This is a genomic window from Streptosporangium sp. NPDC049078, assembly GCF_040648855.1.
Taxonomy (GTDB): Bacteria; Actinomycetota; Actinomycetes; order Streptosporangiales; family Streptosporangiaceae; genus Streptosporangium.
This window is the reverse complement of sequence record NZ_JBEZEL010000013.1, coordinates 200,435-217,765: the sequence shown is the minus strand read 5'-3', so window position 1 is coordinate 217,765 and position 17,331 is coordinate 200,435. Positions and strand designations below refer to the sequence as shown.

Here is a 17,331-nt window from a genome sequence, read left to right as displayed (position 1 = left end):
GATGCCACGACGACTCACCGGCTTCACCCCGTCCGGCGACCTGCATCTGGGCAACTACATCGGCGCGATCGCCCCGATAGTCGCCAAGCAGGCCGTCACGGACACGGTGGTGTTCATCTCCGACCTGCACTCCCTGACTCTGGAGCATGATCCGGCCGAGGTGCGGCGGCGGACGCTGGAGTTCGCGACCATCCTGCTGGCCGCGGGCGCCGACCCCGACGCGTCTTTGTTCCTGGTCCAGTCGCACGTCCCCGAGCACGCCGAACTGCACTACCTGCTGGAGTGCACCACCGGGTACGGCGAGGCCCAGCGCATGATCCAGTTCAAGGAGAAGTCCGGCCGTCAGAACCAGGTCCGGATGTCGCTGCTGACCTATCCGATCCTGATGGCCGCCGACATCCTGCTGTACGACACCGACGAGGTGCCGGTCGGCGAGGACCAGAGCCAGCACGTGGAGCTGGCCCGCGACGTCGCCCAGCGGTTCAACACCCGCTACGGCCCCACCTTCACCGTCCCCCGGGCGGTCAACCCGCCGGTCGCCGCCCGCATCATGGACCTGACGTCACCCGGCGACAAGATGAGCAAGTCGGCCCCCTCGGCGGCCGGGGTGCTTCGACTGCTCGACGAGCCGAACGTCCTGCGGCGCAAGGTGATGCGTGCGGTCACCGACACCGACACCGTGGTGAGCTACGACCCGGAACACAAACCGGGAGTATCCAACCTGCTCGCCATCCTGGCCGCCTGCACCGGCGACGAGCCTCAGCGGCTGGCCGGGCGGTTCGACCGGTACGGCGAGTTGAAGGAAGCGGTCGCCGACGCGGTGGTGGCCACCCTCGCCCCCCTCCGGGACCGCTACCTGCGACTGGCCGAGGATCCGCGGCACGTCCAGGCGGTGCTGCGGGCCGGTGCCGACCGTGCCCGCGGACCGGCCGGCGCGAAGGTACGCCAGGCCAAGGCGGCGATCGGTCTGCTCCCCGGATGAGCCGGTGAGTGCGGGGATCCGGCCGTCCGCGTAGCCGACGACGCCCCGGGCGGGAGGCCGTCGTGATGCGCCGTCGCCGGCCGGGCCGTCCAGCCGGCCGCCGCGGCGTCGCACCCGGCGACCGGTCTCCTGCCATGGCCCCGGCGGAGGTCGCGGTACGGGGCAAGGGCTGGGCGCAAGACAACATGGGCGCTGTCCAGCACCACCGTCGTCGGAAGGCCGAAGTTCGGGTCATGGGTGCAGGAGCGCGTTGAAGCGTCCGGGGGTGAGATCCTGCCATCCCATTCTGCGTGCGAGTCTGCGGAGCTCGCGTTTGTAGGCACGGACCTCGACATAGGTGGCGTGCCGGTCGCTGCCCACGAATCTGATGCCACCCGAGAGGTCGGGGCTTTCCGTCTCCACGATGTGTCGGAACGATCTGATGCGATCGGGGTTCGATCGGGTGTCGGCCAGATGCTCGGCGATGAGGTGGGCGATCCGGTCGAACAGCGTGTACGCGCTTGAGTTCACCTCGACATAGCTGATTCCGAACAGCCCCGGCCGGCGAGCGAACGCGTTGAGGAACATCTTGGGTCTACCTCCCGCCCATTCCATGTAATCCGGTGGGAGGTAGGAGATCGACATGTTGTAGCCGGTGGCGAACAGGACGAGGTCGACCTCCTCGCGGCCGCCATCGGTGAAGAGGACGTCCTTGCCGTCGAATCGGGAGATGCCGGGTTTCGCGGTGATGTCGCCGTGCTGCAGGTAGTGGAGGAGCTGCGTGTTGATGAGCGGGTGTGACTCGAAGAGCTTGTGATCCGGGCGCGGCAGTCCCCACCGGCGGACGTCGCCGATCATGATCGGCGAGACGGTCCGGTAGAGCAGGCGTTCAACCCAGATCGGCAGGTGTTCGGATGTGTCCGACGGTTTGCCCATGATGTGTTTGGGGATGAAGTGATACCCGCGGCGGGTGCTGATGAACGCCTTGTCGGCGTGTGCCGCCGCATCACATGCGATATCGGCGCCCGAGTTCCCGAGGCCGACGACGAGGACGCGCCTGCCCTCGAACTCCCGGGGATCCGTGTAGGTCACGGAGTGGCGCGTCTCCCCGATGAAGGCTCCGGAGACCTCGGGCACCTTCGGGTCCCATGTCACGCCCGTGCAACAGATGATGGCTGCCGCCTGGATGCGGTCGCTGTCGGTCGTGACCGTCCACTCGCCGGTGGCGTCGTTCTGCGTCACGGTTGTGACGCAGGTGTTGAATCGGATCCGGTCGCGAAGCCGGTACGCGTCGGCGAAGGACCGCGTGTAGTCGAGGATCTCGGCGCGGTTCGGGTAGTCGCCGAACGTCTGCGGCATCGGATGATCGAAGAAGCCGGATTTGTCTCGCGATGAGATGAAATGCGCGGATTTGTACATCGGAGTCCCTGGATTGTCGAGATCCCAGATCCCGCCGACGTCGGTGTGACGTTCGAGCTGGACATGGGGGATCTCGCGTGCCAGGAGAGCGCGGGCGGCGGCGAGCCCCGCGGGGCCCGCGCCGATGATGACCACAGGTAGGTCTGTCGTGGGAATCGGCGTGGGGGTCGTCATGCTCTTCCTCGGTTGTCGCGGGAGCGCTTTGGGGGCGGTTACACGGCGGTCGTGCCCGCTCGGAGCCATGCCGTGGCGTTGCCGGGGATACGTCTGTTGTCAGTGGTCACCGGTTGGGCGCTGATCAGTACGCTCCCCTCGGGAAGGCGAACCGGATCGTGGCTGAAGTTCGTGATCGACGTCCATCCGTTGGCGCGCCGAAACGCGATGATGTCCTCGCCGAGGTCGATCCACTCGATCGACTCGTCACACTGCAGATCCCGCCTGAGGCGCAGCGCGGTGCGATACAGCGACAAGGTCGAATCGGGGGCGGCGGTCTGCGCTTGGACGGAGAGCGCACCGAACCACTCGGGCTGCGGCAGATGTGAGGTCTGCTCGCCGAAGCCGAACGACGGTCCTTGGGTAGTCCACGGAAGCGGGACTCGGCAGCCGTCTCGGGTGATGGCGATGCCGTCGCCGTTCGAGTCGGCGAAGCTGCGCGGATACACCTGATGGACGACGGCCTGGCGCCACCACGCCGGGTCGGACATGCGGGACGGTCTCGCCTGATCTGCCGCGGGTGTGGGATGGGACGACATGCGCTGCTCCAGTCGGCCAGAGCGCCGCAGGGGGCGGCAGCCGGTAGAGACGGTAACACGAAAATATCCGAGTGGACAATTTCAAGCCAAGTCTCGCCGACCACATGCGAAAGCATGAAGAAACCCCGCATCTCCCTCGAAGGGATGCGGGGTTTCCGATCACTCTCCGGCGGTGTCGGCCTTGCCCGGAGGGGCGAGAAGCCGGCCGAGGACGCTCATGCCGGCCGACATGTCCACGCTCCGGTCGAGCAGCCACTGCGTGGACAAGCCGTCGCTCGCGGCGACGATGACGGCGGCAATCGTCTCAAGGGGGATGTCGTCGCGAACGACGCCGGCGGCGCGTCCGGCGACGAGGAGTGCGGTGACGTCACCGCGCAGACCGTTATAGCGATCGATGAAGTACGCACGCGAGTAGGTGTTCTCCCGCTCGAGCGCCCGGGCGATCATCGCGTTGTAGAGCGCCATCATCCCGGGCTGACGCAAGCTGAACTCGGCCATGGCGGCGGCGAACACGGCGGGGTTCTCGCTGCTCTCGCTGGCCAGTTGCTCGCGCGCCCGGGCATCGGCCTGACGCAGAACTTCGAGAAACAACTCCTCGCGTGAACCAAAGTGATGGCGGAGCACGGGGTGGGTCACCCCCAGCGAGTCCGCGATCGACCGCAGCGATGTTCGATCCGAACCCAGCTCGTGAAAGACATCGAGCGCCTTGTCGACGATCTCCTGCTTCCGGCGCGCGCTCTTCGCGTACGGGCCCCGATCGGACTGCTTCGTCACGTTCTCCTCATTTCTTCCGGTTTTCCCAGGCGGGGCATGCCCAGCCCTCCGTCGCCGCGCTCGGTCCATCGTATTCCGCGAGCACACCCAAAAATATCCACCTGGATATTTTTGTGCTACGGTTCTACCACCTGGCACTGGAGCTTCATGGGACGTCCGAAGTCCACCGACCCGGGAGTCGGATACATGAGACCGAAACAGGCACCAGCGCGCTTGCGAGACCTCACCGCGACAGTCGCGGCGAGCGCGCACGCCGAACTGCTCCAGGCTTCAGCCCTCTCGCAGGCCCACGACATCTGTTCGGAGGACCCGTGGGTGTCGGGGTACACGTTCCCCGGATTCCCGGGGCAGTAGGGGCCGATGCCCCATCACCCGACTGCGGAGGCTCACCGCGCCATCGCGGCGGAGCTCGACTCACAGCTATGAGCACGGAAAGAGGAAGAATGCGTTGTCTGGTAACGGGTGCCACGGGTTTCTTGGGCAGCAACCTCGTACGAAGTCTCGTCGCGAGCGGGCACGAGGTGGTGGCGACGGGGGCGCCGGGATCGACGACGCGCTACTTGGAGGACCTGCCCATCCGTGTGCAGTCGGCCGATCTGCTCAACCCTGCTGCGCTTCCCGCACTGGTGGCGGAGCAGGACTGGGTCTTCCACGTGGCCGGCGACACCTCGACCTGGAGTCGTCTTGCCGCGCGCAGACGCAGGGTCAACGTCGACGCCACGGCAATGCTGGCCGACGCGAGCGTGGCCGCCGGAGTGAAACGCTTCGTCCACACGAGCACCCTCGACGTCCACGGGTACAACCGCGACGGCTCCCCCCTCGCGGAGCGCCCCGGCGACCGGTCGTTCTTCGGGATCGGATACGACTATGCCGACACCAAGGCGGAGGGAGAGCGACAAGCCCTGGCCCGTATCCCGGGGGGACTCGACGTGGTGGTCGTCTACCCGGGCTTCATGATCGGGCCATACGACCACACGCTTCAGCTCGGCCGAGTCGTCCGCGACCTCCAGGCAGGTAGGCTCACGTTCGCGCCGGCCGGTACTTCGTCATTCTGCGACGTGCGAGCCGTCGCCGACGGCATGGTCGCGGCTGCGGAGCGGGGCCGTACCGGCGTCGGATACAACCTCACCGGCGAGAACCGCACGTACCTCGACATGTTCAGCCGCATCGCCGAGCTCGTCGGCGCGCCTCGCGGCCCCATCAGGGTGCCTCGCGCGGTGCTGTTCACCTACGGCACGGTCGCGCAGTTCGCCGCTGGTTTCACGAAGCGGGCACCGGACATGGATCCCGGGATGGCCGCGTACCTGTCCTCTCCGCAAGCGTCGGACTGGAGCGCCGCGCGCACCGAGCTCGACTACCACCCCGGTGACCTCGACGCGGCGATCCGCGACGCCGCCGCATGGTACGACGAGCACATGCCGGTCGTGCGCTGATGATGGCGCCGATCGAGGCGGCCATGTGGCACTCCTCGTGTTGGGGATAACCGCCACCGTCCTGGGGACGGGGGTGCTCGCTTTCATCCGCGGGGTGCGCTGAGCCGACCGGGCTACGCCCCCGACTCCGACTCCGAGCTGTGCGGCAGGAGCGCCGCGATGTCGCGGCCCGCTCGGCGGGAGAAAGTCTCCGGCGGCGCCTTCCGAAGCAGCGTGTCGGTCAGGATCCGATCGACGAGACCTAACAGCAGCAGAAGCACGATCAGCTCCAACTCGACGGTGGGATGCCGTCCCAACCCGCTCGGTCCCTGCACGATGAGTCGCCGCGTGTCCGCCTCGGTGCGCGCGCGGATCTCGAGCCGGCGCCGGCCCCGTGCGCTGTCGCGGAGGGTGACCGGCAGCGCCTCCAGCAAGGCGAGTCGCCGACCCCGGCCGGTCGCGCCGAGGAGGAGCACCACCATCCACATCGCTGCCATCGACGAGTGGCTGTGAACCCGCTTCCACAACACACCATAGGAGGAGAACCTCATGTCCGCACTGCTCTATCGCCTCGGCCGATGGTCCTTTCATGCCCGCAGAACGGTCGTGGGACTGTGGGTGCTCGCGCTGGCCGCACTCATCGTCGGATCGTCCGGGTTCGCGCGTCCGTTCGTCGAGGGCTACAAGATCCCCGGCACGGAAGCACAGCGGGCGATGGACGACCTGGCCGTGTCCTTCCCGGAGGCGAGCGGTTCATCGGCGCAGATGATCGTTGTCGTACCGCCCGGGCAACGTGCGGACGATGCGCCTGTCCAGCGGCAGATCGCGGATGCGGTCGCTGCGATCGAGAGCGTTCAGGGCGTGGCATCTGTCTCCGACCCGTTCGCCGCGGGACATCTGTCGGGCGACGGTCGCGCTGTTCTCGTCCCGGTGCAGTTCTCCCAGGCGAGCGCCGATATCGCCGATGCCACGTTGGCGAGCATCGTCGATGTCGGCGAGCGGACGGAGCGCGCGCTGAACGACGGCTCGCGAGTCGCCGTCGGCGGTGAAGCCCTGGGCGCGGTAGAGCTCCCGCACGATTCGGCGGGCGAGATTTTCGGCCTTGCGTTGGCCTTCCTCGTCCTCCTCGCGACCTTCGGGTCGTTCGTCGCCGCCGGTCTTCCGCTGCTCGCCGCGGCCATCGGCGTCGGCGTGAGCTTGACCGCCATCGAGGTCGCCACGGCACTGGTGGATGTGTCGTCGACGGCGCCGGTGCTTGCGACGATGCTCGGCCTCGCCGTAGGGATCGACTACGCGTTGTTCGTTCTCTTCCGGCACATGCGACACCTGCGAGATGGCATGGGGGCCGCGGAGTCGATCGCCCGCGCCGTCGCGACCGCGGGATCGGCCGTCGTGTTCGCGGGCCTTACCGTCGTCATCGCGCTGGTCGGCCTCCTCATCGTGGACATCCCGTTCCTGACGGCGATGGGTTTCGCGGCGGCGGCGGCCGTCGGAATCGCCGTGGTGGCGGCTCTGACTCTCGCGCCGGCGCTCATGGGTTTCGCGTCGCCCCTGCTCGCCCGCGGACTCGCTCGCCGTCGCCTCCGCATCGAGCGACGCGCCGCCTCGCGGCGGCGAGCGCACCGGCCGGGCCCGGGAGTCGTGCCGCACGCGAGCGTCTCCGGGAGGTTCTTCGGGGGATGGGTGCGACTCGCCACCGCACGGCCCCGCACGACCGTCGCTCTCGTCATCGCATCGGTCGGCCTCATCAGCATCCCGGCGCTGGATCTGAAGCTGGGGCTTCCGGATGCCGGCAGCGAGCCCGTGACCTCTCCCGTGCGCGAGACCTACGACCTGATCACCGAGCACTTCGGGCCCGGATTCAACGGCCCCCTCCTTCTCACCGGCCCGATCGCGGCGAACACGGATCCGATCGAGGTCATGGCCGACATCGCGAAGAAGGTCGGCGAGCTGGAGGGCGTCACCGACGTGCCCTTGGCCGTGCCCAACACCGACGGCACGGCCGGCCTGATCACGGTCATCCCGGCGAGCGCACCGGAATCTGAGGACACGAAGCTCCTCGTCCGATCTCTCCGCGCCCTCGCCGTCGAGATCGAGTCCGAGCACGGTGTCGACCTCTCCGTCACCGGGTACACGGCTGCCGGGATCGACGTGTCCGCCCTGCTCGCCGATGCGCTCCTGCCGTACATCGCGTTCATCGTCATCCTGTCCCTCATCCTCATGACCATGGTGTTCCGTTCGATCTGGGTGCCCGTCAAAGCGACCGTGGGCTTCCTCCTCACCATCGGGTCCGCGTTCGGCGCGGTGTCGCTGGTGTACTCCTGGGGCTGGTTCGCGGAACCCCTCGGAGTCGAGCAGACGGGACCGGTGATCACCTTCATGCCGATCATCGCGCTGGGCGTCCTGTTCGGGCTGGCCATGGACTACGAGGTCTTCCTCGTCTCGGCGATGAAAGAGGAGCACGCCCACGGCACGGGTGCGCAGGCAGCGATCACGCACGGATTCCTCCGCTCGGCACCGATCGTCACCGCGGCAGCACTGATCATGTTCGCCGTCTTCGCGACGTTCATCCCCGGCGCGGATGCGACGATCAAGCCGATCGCGCTGGCACTCGCCGTGGGCGTGTTCGTCGACGCGTTCGTCGTGCGTATGACCTTCGTGCCCGCGGTGATGAAACTCCTCGGCGAGAACGCATGGCGAATGCCGAAGTGGCTCGAGTCGCGACTGCCGTCATTCGATGTCGAAGGGGAAGGGCTCGAACGTCGCCTGGCAGACGTTGCCCAGACGCCCGCGCCTTCGGGCGAGACCACGGTCACCGAGGTCTCCGACCGAGCGCGGACCTGACGGAAGAAGCTCAAGGCGGACGCGGCCGAACTCGCGGCGCGAAACGACAGGCTCCGCCAGGACCGGCGCCACCTCACCCCCCATCTGGCAGGACGCCTACAGGACGTCGGTCGTGACCACCCTTGACTCCGACGTAACGTCAGAGTCTCTCCTGGTCGTATGCCCCTCGAACAGGACCTGTTCGTCGTCTCCCATCTCGCGTCGCAACGGCGGAGGACGGCTCCACGGTCCTGGCCGGGGTCGGCGTCGCCGGAGCCTCGTGCTGCCGGCTGTGATCGTCTCACGCGCCTGGAATCAAAGGAGCCGTCCGAATGCTCAGCAGTGAGCTCGCCGAACTGGCCGGCGTCACCGTCCGCACGTTGCGCCACTACCACCAGATCGGGCTGCTGCCCGAGCCACCACGCTCGGCCGGGGGATACCGGAACTACGACGTCGGCCACCTCGTCCGGCTCCTGCGCATCACGAGAATGACCGCTCTCGGCGTACCGCTGTCCGCACTACCCGCGGTGCTGGACGATCCGGCGGCCGCAGAAGAGCTGCTCGACGAGCTCGATCGCCAAGCCGCCGCCGACATCGAACGGCTCACTGCCCGCCGGGTCGGCATCGCCGCGCTGCGCCGCAGCGGCGCCCCACCCGACCTGCCGCCGGGGCTTTCGGCATGGCGTTCCGCCCCGGCGGCCGGGATACCGGCGGACATGGCCCGCTACGAGCACGAACAGCTCATCCTGCTCGGACATCTGCTCGGCAACGACGGCCCGGCAGGAGCCGCCGCCCTGTTCGGTACGGCGAATGACGTCATGTCCACATCCGCGCCGCTGACGGCGCGCTTCTACGCCCTCGCCCCTGACACCCCGGACGACGAGGTCGCATCGTTGATCGACGAGCTGGTCGCGCACCTCAAGCCGGTGATGGCGCGGCTGGCCGTTCTGTCCCCGCTCGACGCGCAGGCCTTGGCGCTGATAGACGAACTGAACGAACTGACTCTCAGGCCCGTGCAGCACCGCGTTCTGCGCCGGGTGCAGCAGCGGCTGGCCCGGCCCGACGGGGCCTGATCGGACTCCGAGGCGCTTCGCCGGCGGGCCTCTGTGACTCAGATCATTCCGTGTGCTCTTGAGTATGACGCGACGTCGGGGGCTGGACTCAGGGGTGCCCGCACCCATCGACCACGAGGATCCATCACGCCCGCTCACCGATCAGCCGGGTCGACGACATCACCGCACCGATGTTGCTGATCCACGGCGCCAACGACGTTCGCGTCGCCCGCCGCCACTCCGACCGCGTCGTCGACGCGCTTCGCTCCCGCGGCGCCGAGGTCGAGTACCTGCTGAACGATGCCGAGGGCCACTGGTTCGTCAACTCGGACAGCAACATCGAGCTGTATCGCACGCTTGAGCGCTTCCTGGCCCGGCACCTGGGCGGACGGTCTTCGACCACGTCCTGATCCCCGATTCACGGCGGGCGGGGCGACGGCAGCACGCCGCCTCGCCCAGGACGATCCGAAGACGGCGGGGTCGCATCCCGGTGTCGGCACAGCCCGATCGGCATCGCCGGTCCAGGAGCAGGAGGGCCGAGGTCAAGATCGCTTCCCTCGCTCGGCGATCTGGTGATCACCGAGCGCGGGGACAGGGTGAGAAGGGAACGACGATACTCCCGGCGCGCCGAGCACGAGCGCGATCAACGGGCGGGGTTTCGGCTGTCGTCAGCCGGCCACTGGAGTCGCCCGGCGGCGTGACCGAGTCGGGCCACGGTGGCACCCCCAGCAGCGGAGCGGCCGACGGCGGCCGCAGGCGGTCGAGACCCCATGGCACCCTCCCCTGCTCTATCGCAGATGAGCAGCAGGAGTCGCCGGTGCCGCGGCGGGGGTTCTCCCAGGACGACCTCGACCTTGTCGCAGGTAATCGGTCACTATCTGCGGTAACCGACCATGATCGGCTCCACCGCTGACTTCTGCATCCGGACTCCTCGAAGACCTACCGCCAGAATCCGGCCCGATCCTTCCTGGAGGCCTACCTGACGGAGCGGCGAGCCACCGCGGAGATCGGGTGGAACCGGCTCTGGGCCGCGAAGGCCGGCGTTATGGAGTGAGGACCACCTTGTTGCACTCGTCCTGCTTGTTCTTGAACAGCTCGAACGCGTGCGGCGCCTTGCTGAGCGGCATCCGGTGCGAGATGACGAAGCTCGGATCGATCTCGCCTCCGCGGATCCGCTGCAGCAGTGGCTCCGTGTAGCGCTGCACATGGCACTGGCCGGTGCGGATGGTCAGCGACCGGTTCATGAGGGCGCCCATCGGGAACTTGTCCACGAATCCGCCGTAGACGCCGATGACGGACACCACGCCGCCGTTGCGACAGGCCATGATGGCCTCGCGCAGCACGTACGGGCGCTCGGTCTCCAGCCGGGCGGCCTGCTTGGTGCGGTCGTAGGCGTACACGGCCGGAGTCGGATGGTGGGCCTCCATGCCGACGGCGTCGATGCAGGCGTCCGGACCGCGCCCGCCGGTCATGTCGCGCAGCGCGTCCAGCACGTTCACCTCCTCGTAGTTGAGGACCTCGGCACCGGTCCGCTGGACCCGCCTGAGCCGGTACGGGAAGCGGTCGATGACGATGACCCGGTCGGCGCCGAGCAGGAACGCGCTGGCCGCGGCGAACTGCCCGACCGGCCCTGCGCCCCAGATCGCGATCGTCTGGCCCGGCTTGATGTCGCACATCTCCGCTCCCATGAAGCCGGTGGGGAAGATGTCCGACAGGAACAGCACCTTCTCGTCCGGCAGGTCGTCCTCGACCTTGATGGGACCGACGTCGGCGAACGGGACGCGCACGTACTCGGCCTGCCCGCCGGGGAAGCCGCCCAGCATGTGGGAGTAGCCGAAGATGCCGGCGGGCGCGTGGCCCATCAGCTTCTCGGCGATCCCGGCGTTGGGGTTGGAGTTCTCGCACACGGAGTAGAGGCCCTCTTCGCAGGCGAAGCAGGCACCGCAGGCGATCGGGAACGGCACCACGACGCGGTCGCCGACGTGCAGGTCGCGCACGCCGGAACCGACCTCGACGACCTCGCCCATGAACTCGTGGCCGAGCACGTCACCCTTCTTGACGGTCGGGATGTAGCCGTCCACGAGGTGCAGGTCGGAGCCGCAGATCGCGGTGGAGGTGACGCGGACGATCGCGTCGCGCGCGTTGAGGATCTGCGGGTCGGGTACGTCTTGGATCTCCAGGCGGTTGCGGCCCATCCACACGTTGGCTTTCATGCCCGTCCTCCGATCGGTTGTGCGGGACGCTGGTGGAGCCGGCGCAGAGCGCGGTGACCCTCGGGACTGCCCTCGGAGCGGACCACCTCGCCGGTCTCCATGACCTGCTTGAAGCGGCGCAGGTCGTCGCGGACCTGCTCCTCGGGGTGCTCGCCGAACATCCGGGCGACGGCGGCGGCGAGCTTGTGGCCGGGCGCGCCGTACTCCAGCGAGACGTCCACGACGGTGCCGCGCCCGCCGGGGCCGTCGGTAAAGCTGACCAGGCCGGCGGTGGAGACGCCGGTGCCGGGCACCGACCGCCAGGCGATCAGGTCGCCGGCCCGCTCGTCGATGATTTCGGCCTCCCACTCCAGGTCGACGATCGGGCCCTTGGCCTTCCAGCGGGAGCGGCGCTGGTTGATGGTGCGCACCGAGTCCAGGTGCACCATGAAGGAGGGCAGGTTTTCCAGGTCCCGCCAGAAGCGGTAGACCTCCTCGCGCGGCTTGTTGACGGTGATGGAGGCGCGCACCTGCAGTGGGCCCTTGGCCTTGGAGGTGCCGCCCCGGGCACAGGCGACGTCGAGGGCGGTGATCCCGGCGACCGCGCCGAGCGCGGCCAGCACGCGGATGCGGCGGGCGCCCGTGCGGTTGGCGGCGGCCTTGCCGAGGACGCCGAGATCCATCGTGTCGCCGGCGACCCTGCTCCACGCCCATTGGGCGGGGTTCTTGGCGCCGAGCAGCAGCGCGGCGTGCAGGAGCTCGCGCCCGCCGACGAGCCTGGCGACGGTCGTGGCCTCGGGCGCGTCGTCGACGCCGCACAGGCGGGTCACGGCGCGTGGCGCCGCCAGTTGCGCCGCGCCCAGCGCGAGGCTGGTCCACCCGAGCGCACGGGCGAATTTGTTGATCATCATGCCCCCCTGACACAGGTTGCGATGGTATGTGCGCACGCCGCAGGCGGCCCCGATCTGCCGACGCCCCCGCTCCTACCGTCTCCTTCCCTCCGACAAAACCGACGACACCAGCAGATTCAGGCACAAAAGGCGTACTTCGCCTGGATGGCCGTCCGCGACGGGTTTCGCATCCCGCGCCGAACCTGCTGACGGCCGAACAACGCCAAGCGGTGTGTGACGGCGCCCGAGCAGGCACCGGTGGTTCCAAAACTGACGATCATCATTGACGCCTCGGCATCCGGCCCACTATGGAAATCCACATGTCTCGGCCCAGCCCTCGCCCGATCGTGAGGCCAAGTGGCGCTTGGCGATCATCCGGCATGTAGAGGAGGTCACCGAAAACGCCGCAATGCCGTACCGGTGAACGGCGGCGACATCGAATCCTCAGCCGCCGGGCGACGACCGTCCCTGGCCGACGGATGATGAGCGATCGGCGAAGACGAGTTCGCCACCCAGTTGGCTGTACAGCTCCAGCTGGTCGTAGTAGATCCGATGAGAGAGGATCTTGTCGTTGCCGACGGAGCAGGTGCTGGTGCCGCGAACGGCGACGGGACGGCCGGTTCCGTCCAGCACACCCCCGCAGGGCAGCATGAAGGGCCCGTTATGCGTGCCGGTGAGCATCCATTCGGTCACCACGGGATCGGCGCAGAACACCGTGTGCCACACCGTCATACGCAGGTCCGGAAACCCTTTGAAGACCTCCTCGTAGAACGAGGCGATCTGGTCGTGCCCTTCCGCGACGCCCTCCGGAGTCACCAGGACCCCGTCCTGGCTGTGGCACTGAAGGACACGATCCAGATCGTGGGCGTTGAACGCCTCGAACAGCTTGTCCTTGAGCGCGCGAGCGTCGCCCATAGTCATCCCCCCTTCGACAGGAACCCTTCCGGCGACGGACGCGTCATCACGGTGGCCGGCCTTCGCTCGGGACCGGCCGCCGTGGTGGCGTGCGCACTCGCGGCGGTGGTTCTGGCGCCATGTATCAGTTGAGCTCGCCGGGATGGAGGACGACCTTGGTCCAGCCGAGATCCCTCCGGTCGAAGTGCTCGTAGGCGTCCGGCGCGCCGTCCAGGTTCAGTTCGTGCGAGACGACCCAGGACGGGTGGGCCTTTCCTTCGTGGATGAGTGTCATGAGCGCCCGGTTGTAGCGCTTCACGTTGCACTGACCGTTGCCGATCATCTGGCCCTTGAACCAGAACATGCCGTAGTCGAAGGCGATCTCGCCCTGTTTGAAGAGATCGTCCGGGCTGCCCGGGTCCGACGGGATGAAGACGCCGACGACGCCGATGGTTCCGGTGAACTTGACCGATCTGACGAGGTTGTTGAGCGTCATGTTGGGATGCTCGTGCCCCTGTGGGTCGTGTGCCTGGTAGCCCACGCACTCACAGCCCCGATCGGCTCCCCGGCCCTGGGTGAGCTCCATGATCTGATCGACCGGCGGCGACTGGGAGTCGTCGATCGCGATCGCGCCGATCTCCTCGGCTTTGGCGAGCCGGTCGGGGTGGCGGTCGACGATCATCACCTTGCTCGCGCTCTTGAGCGTGGCGGAGTAGGCGGCCATGAGCCCGACGGGCCCCGCTCCGTAGATCACGACCGAGTCGCCCGCCTCCACCTGGGCGAGTTGAGTCGCGTGCCAGCCGGTCGGCCAGATGTCGGCGAGCATCACGTAGTCGTTCTGCTTCTCCTTCGCGTCGCCCGGGAGGACGAGGCAGTTGAAGTCGCCGTACGGCACGCGCAACAACTCGGCCTGGCCGCCGTTGTAGGGCCCCATGTCCGCGAAGCCGTAGGCCGCCCCGGCCATGCCCGGCTCGGGATTGGTGGTGAGGCAGTAGGCCGTCAGGCCCTTCTCGCAGTTCATACAGAAGCCGCAGGAGATGTTGAACGGGATGCAGACCACGTCGCCGACGCGGACGTGGTCGACGGCCGATCCGACCTCGACCACTTCGCCAAGGTTTTCGTGACCGAGGACGCGGCCCGTCTCGAAGTCCGTCCGGCCTTCGTACATGTGCAGGTCCGACCCGCAGATGTTGGTCGCGGTGATGCGAACCAGGACATCGGTGGGCCGCTCTATGCGCGCGTCCGGGACTTCCTCGACGCTTACCTGTCGAGGTCCGTTGTACACGATTGCTCTCATGATTTCCTCGCATGCAGTTGATCGCGAAGGATCGCCTTACCCGTCGGCGACGGGGCGAGAGGTTCTACGCCGTACAGCAGGTCAACGTTTCGTTCCTCCTTCCTCGCTCGCCGCGGCCGTGCCGCGGGAAGGGGCCGGCGCTGAACTCACCGGGCGTCCGGGGCGGGCCGTTCCCGGCTGATCGCCGACGCCGTCCCGGCCGCCTCAGAGCAGCAGGTCGAAGACACGTGTCGTGCGCTCCCACTGCTCGGTCGCGGGGTTCTTCACGTCCGGATCCACGATCTTGAAAGCCTGAGCCAGTGCCACCGACAGGCCTCCGACGATCTCGGGCAGGCGGCCGACGGTCTCCTCACCGATCGACAGGTCGAGTGGAGGCAGTGCGGCGAGCTGCTCCAGGATGGGTTTCAGCTCGATGTCCTCATCGAGGAGGCGGAACCGGTGAATGCTCTCCTGGAGGCCTTTGGTGACGGGTAGATCCCAGGGTTCGACGATGTCGCGACGGTTCGCCTTCGCGTGGGCCTGGCCGATCATCAGAAGGTCGTGGAGCTTGTCGTTCACGAAGTCGCCGTAGCGCCGGAGGTCGTCCTTGTCGACATCGACACCTGCGGCACTGCGGAAGAAACGTTCGAATCTCGGCACCGCCATGACAGCCATGGAGGTCTCCTTCCTTCCGGCCCGGAGTCACTCTCCGGCCTGGAGGTAGTCGTGGATCAGCCGTACGGCCATGGCGCCTTCACCGACCGCCGCGGCCACCCGCTTGATCGACCCGCTCCGCACGTCCCCGGCGGCGAACACGCCCGCCCTGCTCGTCTCCAGCGGAAACGGCCGGCCGGCGGAGTCGGGCGTGTCTTCCTTGCCGCACCGGGTGGCGTCCGCGCCCGTCAGGATGTAGCCCCGCGGGTCGAGCGCGATCTCGTCGGCCAGCCAGGCGGTGTACGGCTCCGCGCCGATGAAGATGAACATCGCGCGGGCCTCGATCGTGGAACGCTCGCCGGTGACGTTGTTCTCGGCGACGACCGCGGCGAGCCTCTCCTCTCCCATCAGCTCCCGGACCTCGGTGTTCAGCATGACCTGGATCTGAGGGTGCCGTTCGATCTCGACGGCCAGGTAGCGGGACATGTTCGCGGACAGCGCGTCCTCGCGCACGAGCAGCCGGACGCAGGCGGCGTGCCGGGCCAGGAACAGGGCGGCCTGGCCGGCCGAGTTGCCTCCGCCCACGACGACGATCGGATCTTGCTCGCACATCTGGGCTTCGAACATGGTCGCCGCGTAGTAGACGCTCGTGGGCTCGAACCTTTCCAGATTCTGGACATCGAGCCTCCGGTAGCGGACGCCGGTCGCGACGATCAGGGTCCGCGCGCGGATCGTGCCGCCCTCCCCGACCGTGACGATGTGATCACCCGCGTCCAGGCGCAGTCCGCACGCCTGCGCGGGGACGCAGAAACCCGCGCCGAACTTGCCGGCCTGGATCGCCGCACGCTCCGCCAGTTCACCGCCGGAGATCCCGGACGGGAAACCGAGGTAGTTCTCGATCCGCGAGGAGGTGCCCGCCTGACCGCCCGTCGCGACATCGTCCAGGACCATCGTCGCAAGACCCTCCGACGCCCCGTAGACCGCCGCCGCCAGCCCGGCCGGCCCCGCCCCGATGACGAGCAGGTCGCATCGGGTCTCCTGCACCCGTGGTGCGAGGAGCCCGACCGCCCGGGCCAGCTCCGCGTTGCTCGGGTTGCGAAGCACCCTCTCGCCACCCCAGATCACGACCGGGGTCTCCTGCGGGGTGACGCCCATGCTCCGCAGGAACCGCTCCGCCTCCTCGTCCTGCTCCAGGTCGATCCACCGGTGCGGCAGCCGGTTGCGTGCCGCGAACTCCCGCAGCCGCCGGGAGTCGGCCGCGAAGCGGGAGCCGATGATGCGGAAGCCCGCCCCCAGTCCGATGAGCATCGTGCGGCGGATGAGGTAGGCGCGCAGGATGAGATCGCCGAGTGCCTGATCCCCGGCGACCAGATGGCGGAGCGCGTCCGCCGGCACGGCGAGAACCTCGCCGTCCTCGGCCACCACACCGGTGACGAAGCCCACCTGGCCGGTGAGCACGTTGAGCTCTCCCAGGAACCGGCCAGCCCCGTGGACACCGATCACCTGATCGTCGGTTCCGAATCCCTCGACCGTCGCCACCTTGCCGGCCAGGATCGCGAAGAACTCGGTGCACGGAAGACCCTCCGCGTACAGGACCTCGTCCCGACGGACGCGGCGCCGCTCACCGTGCGGAGCCAGCGCCTGGAGTTGCGCGTCGCTCAGCCGCGGGTACGCCCCCTGTGGGTCCGGCGTCTCGCGAAGCTCAGCCGGCCAGCGCATGGTCCACCCATTCGCGCAGGACGGGAGCCGGTGCCGCGCCCGATCGCCGGGTGAGGACCCTGCCCTGATCGATCACGACAAGGGTCGGGATGGCCTGTACGGTGAAGCGCTCCGAGAGCCGGGGCGCTTCGTCCACGTTCACCTTCACCAGCTTCAGGCGACCGGCAAGATCGGCCGCGACCTGTTCCAGCGCCGGGCTGACCATGCGGCACGGGCCGCACCACGGTGCCCAGAAGTCGACGACCACCGGGACCCTGGCCGCCTCGACGACCTCGCTGAAGTCGTCGTCCCCGGCCTCGGTGACCCAGGGAAGCGGCTGGTGGCAGTCGCCGCACCGCGGGATTCCCGAGGCGACCCTGGGCAGCCGGTTCTTCCGCCCGCATTTCGAGCATTGAACGACGCTCGCGTCCTTGGTCTGTGACCACATGGTCAGACCTCCGGATTCCCCTACGTCATCGAGAGTGTGCCGCCGGTCATGCGACATGGATGACCGCCCCGTCGAGGGCGTCCCCG

Annotated in this window: 15 protein-coding genes and 1 pseudogene; 5 read left to right on the top strand and 11 right to left on the bottom strand. The window is 68.1% G+C overall.

Annotation, left to right across the window (positions count from 1 at the left end; all coding sequences use genetic code 11):
• Position 1 precedes the first annotated feature (1 nt).
• Positions 2–982, top strand: coding sequence for a tryptophan--tRNA ligase (gene trpS / locus AB0B90_RS23480; protein ID WP_362924742.1), 981 nt, complete (start codon positions 2–4; stop codon positions 980–982).
• 231 nt (positions 983–1,213) lie between these two features.
• Here trpS and AB0B90_RS23475 read toward each other — a convergent pair whose 3' ends face one another.
• The 3 genes from AB0B90_RS23475 to AB0B90_RS23465 form a co-directional block, all read right to left on the bottom strand.
• Positions 1,214–2,623, bottom strand: a complete 1,410-nt coding sequence (locus tag AB0B90_RS23475; protein ID WP_362924740.1) for an NAD(P)-binding domain-containing protein — start codon at positions 2,621–2,623, stop codon at positions 1,214–1,216.
• Positions 2,593–3,084 (bottom strand): hypothetical protein, encoded by a 492-nt coding sequence (locus AB0B90_RS23470; protein WP_362924738.1) that lies wholly within the window; start codon positions 3,082–3,084, stop codon positions 2,593–2,595. The genes AB0B90_RS23475 and AB0B90_RS23470 overlap by 31 nt, the downstream gene beginning before the upstream one ends.
• Positions 3,085–3,291: 207 nt before the next feature.
• Positions 3,292–3,906: a TetR/AcrR family transcriptional regulator gene (locus AB0B90_RS23465; protein ID WP_362924736.1), complete on the bottom strand. Its 615-nt coding sequence runs from the start codon at positions 3,904–3,906 to the stop codon at positions 3,292–3,294.
• Between the two features lie 443 nt (positions 3,907–4,349).
• Between AB0B90_RS23465 and AB0B90_RS23460 the strand changes: the two genes are divergently transcribed.
• Positions 4,350–5,339: an NAD-dependent epimerase/dehydratase family protein gene (locus AB0B90_RS23460; RefSeq protein WP_362924734.1), complete on the top strand. Its 990-nt coding sequence runs from the start codon at positions 4,350–4,352 to the stop codon at positions 5,337–5,339.
• Between the two features lie 113 nt (positions 5,340–5,452).
• Here the strand turns inward: AB0B90_RS23460 and AB0B90_RS23455 are convergent, their stop codons facing one another.
• The gene (locus AB0B90_RS23455; RefSeq protein ID WP_362924732.1) at positions 5,453–5,815 is read right to left on the bottom strand and encodes a hypothetical protein; all 363 of its coding nucleotides are present in this window, start codon (positions 5,813–5,815) and stop codon (positions 5,453–5,455) included.
• A 121-nt stretch (positions 5,816–5,936) separates the two neighbouring features.
• On the opposite strand from AB0B90_RS23455, the gene AB0B90_RS23450 reads away from it, so the two are divergent.
• From AB0B90_RS23450 to AB0B90_RS23440, 3 genes and pseudogenes are all read left to right on the top strand, one after another.
• Positions 5,937–8,162 (top strand): MMPL family transporter, encoded by a 2,226-nt coding sequence (locus tag AB0B90_RS23450; protein ID WP_362924730.1) that lies wholly within the window; start codon positions 5,937–5,939, stop codon positions 8,160–8,162.
• A 311-nt stretch (positions 8,163–8,473) separates the two neighbouring features.
• Complete coding sequence (locus AB0B90_RS23445) at positions 8,474–9,214, top strand: MerR family transcriptional regulator (protein ID WP_362924728.1); 741 nt, start codon at positions 8,474–8,476, stop codon at positions 9,212–9,214.
• Between the two features lie 95 nt (positions 9,215–9,309).
• A pseudogene (locus AB0B90_RS23440) lies at positions 9,310–9,603 on the top strand (prolyl oligopeptidase family serine peptidase); the annotation flags it as partial.
• Positions 9,604–10,236: 633 nt separating this feature from the next.
• Here the strand turns inward: AB0B90_RS23440 and AB0B90_RS23435 are convergent.
• The 7 genes from AB0B90_RS23435 to trxA all read right to left on the bottom strand — a co-directional run bounded on the left by AB0B90_RS23435 (position 10,237) and on the right by trxA (position 17,245).
• Positions 10,237–11,406, bottom strand: a complete 1,170-nt coding sequence (locus AB0B90_RS23435; protein WP_350945490.1) for a zinc-dependent alcohol dehydrogenase — start codon at positions 11,404–11,406, stop codon at positions 10,237–10,239.
• Positions 11,403–12,293: an SRPBCC family protein gene (locus AB0B90_RS23430; protein ID WP_362924726.1), complete on the bottom strand. Its 891-nt coding sequence runs from the start codon at positions 12,291–12,293 to the stop codon at positions 11,403–11,405. The genes AB0B90_RS23435 and AB0B90_RS23430 overlap by 4 nt, the downstream gene beginning before the upstream one ends.
• Before the next feature lie 426 nt (positions 12,294–12,719).
• The gene (locus AB0B90_RS23425) at positions 12,720–13,190 is read right to left on the bottom strand and encodes an ester cyclase (RefSeq protein ID WP_350945492.1); all 471 of its coding nucleotides are present in this window, start codon (positions 13,188–13,190) and stop codon (positions 12,720–12,722) included.
• 124 nt (positions 13,191–13,314) lie between these two features.
• Complete coding sequence (locus AB0B90_RS23420; protein ID WP_350945493.1) at positions 13,315–14,466, bottom strand: glutathione-independent formaldehyde dehydrogenase; 1,152 nt, start codon at positions 14,464–14,466, stop codon at positions 13,315–13,317.
• A 204-nt stretch (positions 14,467–14,670) separates the two neighbouring features.
• The gene (locus AB0B90_RS23415) at positions 14,671–15,120 is read right to left on the bottom strand and encodes a DUF1931 family protein (protein WP_350945494.1); all 450 of its coding nucleotides are present in this window, start codon (positions 15,118–15,120) and stop codon (positions 14,671–14,673) included.
• A 27-nt stretch (positions 15,121–15,147) separates the two neighbouring features.
• On the bottom strand, positions 15,148–16,818 hold the full coding sequence (locus AB0B90_RS23410) for an FAD-dependent oxidoreductase (RefSeq protein ID WP_362924723.1): 1,671 nt from the start codon (positions 16,816–16,818) through the stop codon (positions 15,148–15,150).
• Positions 16,802–17,245: a thioredoxin gene (gene trxA / locus AB0B90_RS23405; protein WP_350945496.1), complete on the bottom strand. Its 444-nt coding sequence runs from the start codon at positions 17,243–17,245 to the stop codon at positions 16,802–16,804. The genes AB0B90_RS23410 and trxA overlap by 17 nt, the downstream gene beginning before the upstream one ends.
• Positions 17,246–17,331: the final 86 nt, after the last annotated feature.